This is a genomic window from Pseudomonas sp. GL-B-19, assembly GCF_019956415.1.
Lineage (GTDB): Bacteria > Pseudomonadota > Gammaproteobacteria > Pseudomonadales > Pseudomonadaceae > Aquipseudomonas.
In genome coordinates, this window is record NZ_JAHBDK010000029.1 from 73988 (window position 1) to 79987 (window position 6000).

Annotated in this window: 7 protein-coding genes; 3 read left to right on the forward strand and 4 right to left on the reverse strand. The window is 60.3% G+C overall.

All coding sequences use genetic code 11. The features are described 5' to 3' along the window. Positions 1 to 36 precede the first annotated feature (36 nt). Positions 37 to 762, reverse strand: coding sequence for a tellurite resistance TerB family protein (locus KGB06_RS12485; RefSeq protein WP_223516111.1), 726 nt, complete (start codon positions 760 to 762; stop codon positions 37 to 39). Positions 763 to 988: 226 nt separating this feature from the next. On the opposite strand from KGB06_RS12485, the gene pcsA reads away from it, so the two are divergent. Together pcsA and KGB06_RS12495 are read left to right on the forward strand one after the other, a co-directional pair. Beyond that, positions 989 to 1711 (forward strand): phosphatidylcholine synthase, encoded by a 723-nt coding sequence (gene pcsA, locus KGB06_RS12490; RefSeq protein WP_223516113.1) that lies wholly within the window; start codon positions 989 to 991, stop codon positions 1709 to 1711. Positions 1712 to 1718: 7 nt separating this feature from the next. Further along, positions 1719 to 2105 carry a DUF488 domain-containing protein gene (locus tag KGB06_RS12495; protein WP_223516128.1) on the forward strand — a complete coding sequence of 129 codons (387 nt, stop codon included), beginning with the start codon at positions 1719 to 1721 and terminating at the stop codon, positions 2103 to 2105. A gap of 130 nt (positions 2106 to 2235) precedes the next feature. On the opposite strand, the gene KGB06_RS12500 is transcribed toward KGB06_RS12495, so the two are convergent. Next, on the reverse strand, positions 2236 to 3048 hold the full coding sequence (locus KGB06_RS12500) for a class I SAM-dependent methyltransferase (RefSeq protein ID WP_223516115.1): 813 nt from the start codon (positions 3046 to 3048) through the stop codon (positions 2236 to 2238). A 37-nt stretch (positions 3049 to 3085) separates the two neighbouring features. Further along, entirely contained in the window at positions 3086 to 3355 is a 270-nt protein-coding gene (locus KGB06_RS12505) for a DUF4242 domain-containing protein (RefSeq protein WP_223516117.1), read from the reverse strand. A gap of 181 nt (positions 3356 to 3536) precedes the next feature. Here KGB06_RS12505 and KGB06_RS12510 point away from each other — a divergent pair, with 181 nt between their 5' ends. Next, on the forward strand, positions 3537 to 4514 hold the full coding sequence (locus tag KGB06_RS12510; protein WP_223516119.1) for an AraC family transcriptional regulator: 978 nt from the start codon (positions 3537 to 3539) through the stop codon (positions 4512 to 4514). 24 nt (positions 4515 to 4538) lie between these two features. On the opposite strand, the gene KGB06_RS12515 is transcribed toward KGB06_RS12510, so the two are convergent. Next, complete coding sequence (locus KGB06_RS12515; RefSeq protein WP_223516121.1) at positions 4539 to 5747, reverse strand: cytochrome c biogenesis protein DipZ; 1209 nt, start codon at positions 5745 to 5747, stop codon at positions 4539 to 4541. Between the last annotated feature and the right edge of the window lie 253 nt (positions 5748 to 6000).

Below are 6000 nucleotides of genomic sequence, written 5' to 3' on the forward strand. Positions count from 1 at the left end.
CAATCTGATAGCCAACATGATTTATGTGGCGGCCCCTCAGGCAGCACCACCCTTGGCCTGCTGTTCCAGATGCACCTGCAACTCGGGATCGATGTTCAGCGCTGCCGCCAGTTCGTCCAGCCAGGTACGCTCGACCTCACCCTGATCATTCACCAGCATCACACTGGCCAGGTACATTTCCGCCGCGATCGCCGGATCGGTTGCCGACAGCGACACATCGGTGGCATCCAGCGGCCGGGCCACTTCTTCATCCAGCCATTGCTGAAGGTCCGGGTCATCGGTGTGTTTGCCGATTTCAGCGCTGATCATCTGCTTCTCTGCATCATCAATGCGGCCATCGGCCTTCGCCGCAGCAATCAACGCGCGCAGCACGGCATGGCTGTGGTCTTCGACGTCCGGGCCAGACAATAAATCGACTGTGCGCGGCGGCTGTTGTGGCGCCGAGGCCTGACTGCGCTGCCAGGCCTGATACGCCTGAAAAGCCATCATTCCCAGCGATGCCAGGGCGGCATAACTTGTGCCGCCACCGGAGCGATTTTGAGTCACACCGCCCGTCGGTGCGCCGCCCCCCAGCAATCCGCCGAGCAAGTCATCCAATCCACCACCGGCACTGCTTCGGCCGCCCCCACCGCCTATCAGGCGACCCAGTAACCCGCCCAGTCCGCCTAGCGGATCTTGAGACGATGCGCTTGCGCCGCTCTGTTGCGAAATCGAGCCCTGGCCGGCCCGCAGTAATTGTTCGAGTAAATCGCTGGTGTTCATGACGATGTCCTCCTGAAGGGAAGTGAATCAGTCACGCAACGATAGTCCTCGGCGGCAAATGCGCCACCACCGTTGGGCTGGCGTGAAACCTGACACGCCGCCAGGATTTACAGATGGTGAACCTTATCTCTGGATTCCCGGTCGATACCTGCAACCCGACCCGGTTTGCCAACACCCTCACTTGAAGGGTGATAACAGGCTTGCTTCACTTTCTGGAGAACGCCCCGTGATTTCGACCGTACACATTGCCAGGCTCAAAGCATGGGGAGCCCATGGTTTCACCGCGACCGGCGTAGTGACCGCCTTCCTTGCCACCCTCGCGCTGCTGGAAAACCAGCCGACCCACTGCCTGCTGTGGCTGGGGGTCGCGCTGATCGTCGACGGGCTGGACGGCGCACTCGCGCGCAAGGTCAATGTGCAGTCGGTGTTGCCAGGTTTCGATGGCTCGATTCTGGACCTGGTGATCGACTACCTGACCTATGTGTTCATCCCGGCGCTGTTTATTTATCGCTACGTGCCGCTGCCGGATTACACGCTGCTGCTGACGGTGTCGCTGATTCTGGTGTCGTCACTGTTGTGCTTCTGCAACGTCAACATGAAAAGCAAAGACAACTACTTCCAGGGTTTTCCGGCCGCATGGAACGTGGTTGCGCTATGCCTGTACATCATCGCGCCGACACCGTGGGTGACTTTGTTTACGGTCATCGGCCTGGCCTTGTTGACCGTGACGCGGATGAAGTTTCTGCACCCGTTTCGCGTGCGCCGCTTCATGCCGATCAACATCGCCGTGACGGCCATCTGGTTGCTGTGCAGTTTGTCGTTGGTGCTCAACCATCCGGTCATTAACCCGATGGTGATGGGGATTTGGCTACTGATGTCGGCTTACTTTCTGGGGGTCTGCATCTTGCGCACGGCCCGGGAGTGGTTTGATGGCTCGCGTCAGCCATAATGCTGACATGGCTATTCATATCGTTCGACTCGGTTCACCGCGCGCACTCGATGAAGGTCTGCGTTTAGGAACGGTACGCCGCCCGCCCCGCGGCGTACCGAAGGCCGAGTTTGCCCGCCGGGATTTTTATGATGTCTGGCAGCCGCTGCTGTCACCCAGCGCAGAGTTGCTCGCCGAAGCCAAAGCGGCCACCGATGACAAAGCCTGGGAAGCCTTCAAACGCAAGTTCAAGGCTGAAATGAACTATCCCGCGCCCAGTCAGTTACTGGACCTGCTGGCGGCCCTCTCCCATCAAACATCGCTGGCCGTTGGTTGTTACTGCGAGGAAGAAGTGCACTGTCACCGCTCGGTATTGCGCGAGCTATTGAAGGCTCGTGGTGCCAGCATCTCGTAGAACTAAAAAACACCATAATCCCCCTGTAGGAGCGGGCTTGCCCGCGAAGGCGGTGTATCAGTCAACCTATATATCGACTGATACACCGCCTTCGCGAGCAAGCTCGCTCCTACATTAGATCTACGCCAGCTCAGCGCCTTGTGATGACGACTTCGAGGTATTCGCTCGGCACCACCAGTGACTTCTCCCCTGCCCGGTTCGCCCGGTTCAGCAGCTCGGTCAGGCCCTGTTCCAACGCCTGGGCACCCTCGGGAGGCAGCGCCGCGAAGGCTTTATGGAGCGGACCGTACCAGTTGCGGAAGACGTCGATGAAGTGCGCCGCCGAGCGATAGCGGAAGTTGAAGGTGCGGCGCGTCACCTGGACCAGAAAGTCGCGTTCATCGAAGTGTGAATGCAGCCAGGCTTCGGTGCCCCAATTGGACGGCGGCTGTGCCCCCGCCGGTGGCGGCATGTGCCGGCCCAGGGTCTTGAACATCTGCCCGACAAAGCCTTCCGGCGTCCAGTTGGCCAGGCCGATCCGCCCACCGGGGCGACAAACCCGCGCCAGTTCGGCCGCAGCTTTGGGCTGGTCGGGCGTGAACATCACGCCGAAGGTCGACAACACGGCATCGAAGCTGGCGTCCTCGAACGGCAACGCTTCAGCGTCAGCCACCTGGAAGGTCACCTCCAGTCGTTCTGCCCTGGCCCGGTCTTCGCCACGTTCCAGCAATGCGGCCACGTAATCAGTCGAGGTGACGTTACAGCCTCGGCGTGCGGCGGCGAGTGTCGCATTGCCGTTGCCGGCGGCCACGTCCAGCACCCGCTCGTCACAGAGCAGGTCGCAGGCTTCGGCGAGTTGCTCGCCGACAATCTGCAACGTGGTGCCTATAACGGCGTAGTCGCCGCTGGCCCAGGAGGCCATCTGGCGGTTTTTCAGGGCAGTGAGATCAATCGGTGTACTCATGAAGTCTGCTCCGTAAGGATTGCAACGCGATCGCGGCCTATTCCGCCGTGGTGGGATCGATAATGCTCGCCACTTGGGAAATGCGGTTGGCCGGGAAACCACTGCGGGTGGCGTGTTCTTTGATGAGCGCTTCGTTGGGTGCGATGTACACGCAGTAGAGTTTGTCACCGGTGACGTAACTCTGAAGCCACTGCACTTCTGGCAGCTCGCGCAACACATTGCAGGACTTTAGCGAGGCGGCTTTCAAATCGCGCTCTGACAGTATTCCAGCGCCCGGGATCTCGCGTTCTATGACGAACTTTGGCATGGCAACCTCTCATTTTTGTTATTGATGACGGGGTCGGAAGCGGCCCCGTTGGCCAACTATCGCCCCAGCGCAGGCCAGCGTCCTGCCCGATCGTCGGCCAACTCTGTCCGATCGTCCGGAGGTTGGGCGCGGGGCCTCGACAGGCTCACAATCAACACCATCCGCACATCGGGAAACCGCCATGGACGCCCTGTCACAAACCTTGCGTGTCGTGCGCCTGGTCGGCGCGATTTTCATCAATGCCCGGTTCACCGCGCCCTGGTGCTATCAGTCGCCCAGCGCCGACACGGCGGCACCGTTTCTGGAACCCGGTGCGGAACGTGTGGTGATCTTTCACTTGATCACCGAGGGCGAGTGTTACGTAGAACTCGGTGATGACCCTCCGTTGCTGCTGACGGCCGGCGATGTGGTGGTTTTCCCGCAAGGGCATGCTCATCGCATGTGTTCTAAACCGGGCCTGCCGCCCGCCACCGGTGCACGGCTGGACGCGGTGCTGGCGCGGCGGCCACGGCAGTTGAGTTATGGTGGTGGCGGCGCGGTCACGCGGTTGGTGTGCGGTTATCTGGCGTGCGATACGCGGTTGGCCGGCATGTTGTTGACAGGGCTGCCGGCAGTGGTCCGGGTCAACGTGCGCGGCTCGAATGCCGGCATGTGGCTCGAATCTTCGGTGCGTTATGCCTTGGCCGAAGCCCGCTCGCCAAGGCCCGGTGGTGAAGGTGTGCTGGCGAAACTGGCCGAAGTGTTGTTCATCGAAGTGCTGCGCCTGTACATGAACGAACAGGGCGAAGGGCGTACCGGGTGGCTGGCCGGAGTTGGTGACCGGATTGTCGGCGGTGCGTTGAACGCACTGCACAAAAAGCCCTGTCACGCCTGGACGCTGGATGAGCTGGCGCGCACAGCCGGCACCTCAAGATCAGTCTTGGCCGAGCGCTTTCAGCAATTGGTCGGGAGTTCGCCGATGCAGTACCTGACGCAATGGCGGATGTTGCTGGCGGCTAACCTGTTACGCAGCAGTAACAGTTCATTGATGCGCATTGCCGAAGAAGTGGGTTACCAAACCGATACAGCGTTCAGCCGGGCCTTTCGTCGCGAGTTCGGTGCACCCCCGGCCGCGTGGCGGCGCAGTCAGGCGAACAAACCAATGACCCAAGGCGCGTAGCCTGTGGGCCATTGATTTGATCGATTATGCAGCCGGGGCTTTCGCCTCTTCCAACAGTTGCTGGATCACCTTCTCCTGAGTGTCGTAGCTGCCTTCACCAAAGTGGGTGTAACGCACCTGCCCCTTGGCGTCGATCAGGTAATGCGCGGGCCAGTACTGATTGTCGAAGTTGCGCCAGATCGCGTAATTGTTGTCGATGGCCACCGGGTAGGTAATGCCAAGCTTTTTCACCTGATCCTTGACGTTGTCGATGATGCGCTCGAAACCGTATTCCGGGGTGTGCACGCCGATCACCACCAGGCCGTCCTTCTCGTATTTCTTCGCCCAGTCCTTCACATACGGCAGCGTGTGCTGGCAGTTGATGCAGTCGTAGGTCCAGAAATCCACCAGCACCACTTTACCTTTCAGGGAATCGTTGGTCAGGGCGGGCGAGTTGAGCCATTCGACGGCGCCGTTCAGTGACGGCATGGCGCCTTGAGCGTTGTCCATCGTATCGGCCTTCACTTTGCTGACGAAGTAATCGACTACTTTCGGCACGGTTTCCAGCACCCCTTTCTCGAGGCTGCTGACGCCTTCGGAGGAAGTGCCGGCCAGCAGGGTTTTGTCGGCTCCGGTGGAAATCACCGCCGCCGCAGCCAGCACCGCAACACCGGTACCTCGACGCAGCCACCCGGTGACCGGGATCGACGCTTTCAAACGGTTGACCAGACCGCGACCGGCGAAAATCAAGGTGCCCAGCGACAACGCGCTGCCCAGGCCGTACGCCAGCAGCAACAGGCTGGTTTGCGCATTGGCGCCTTGCAGCATGGCCCCTGTCAGGATCACACCGAGGATCGGCCCGGCGCAGGGTGCCCACAGCAGGCCGGTGGCAACACCGATCATCACCGAACTCAACGGACCGGACAGGTTGCGGTTGTCGGGGTCAAGGCGATTGCCAAGCGCCACAAACGGACCGGCCATCAAGTCACCGACCCGGGCAGAGATCAGCGACACGGCAAACAGCACCATCACGATCAGGGCGACCTGACGACCGGTGTTGTTGGCTTGCACCACCCACTCACTGCTGACCACGGCCAGGCTGGAGATCAGGGCAAAGGTCAGGACCATGCCGCCGAGGGTGAGCAGGATGGAGGAACGGGTATGTTTGACCCCGGCGAACAGGAACGGTACGACCGGCAGGATGCAGGGACTGAGGACGGTCAAAATGCCGCCCAGAAAAGCGATGATGAACATGGGATCACCTTTGAAATGATGGAGGGCGACAAACAACACAATCCCCCTGTAGGAGCGGGCTTGCCCGCGAAAGCTGAGTGTCAGTCGACATCAATATTGAATGTACTGGCCTCTTCGCGGGCAAGCTGATCTGGTCCAGTAATTTTGGACATTGTTTTCGGTTCTCACGCCGCCATCTTTTCTGCCGCTACCGGCGAGTGGTAACCGTTGTAGCTGTGGCGCCTTACATTGTTGTAGCGCGCCACATATCGGT

Bases quoted from the DNA above. Each gene is read 5' to 3' on its own strand.
- KGB06_RS12500 (WP_223516115.1), bottom strand. From the start codon at position 3,048: ATGAGTACACCGATTGATCTCACTGCCCTGAAAAACCGCCAGATGGCC.
- KGB06_RS12515 (WP_223516121.1), bottom strand. From the start codon at position 5,747: ATGTTCATCATCGCTTTTCTGGGCGGCATTTTGACCGTCCTCAGTCCC.
- KGB06_RS12485 (WP_223516111.1), bottom strand. From the start codon at position 762: ATGAACACCAGCGATTTACTCGAACAATTACTGCGGGCCGGCCAGGGC.
- KGB06_RS12510 (WP_223516119.1), top strand. From the start codon at position 3,537: ATGGACGCCCTGTCACAAACCTTGCGTGTCGTGCGCCTGGTCGGCGCG.
- KGB06_RS12505 (WP_223516117.1), bottom strand. From the start codon at position 3,355: ATGCCAAAGTTCGTCATAGAACGCGAGATCCCGGGCGCTGGAATACTG.
- KGB06_RS12495 (WP_223516128.1), top strand. From the start codon at position 1,719: ATGGCTATTCATATCGTTCGACTCGGTTCACCGCGCGCACTCGATGAA.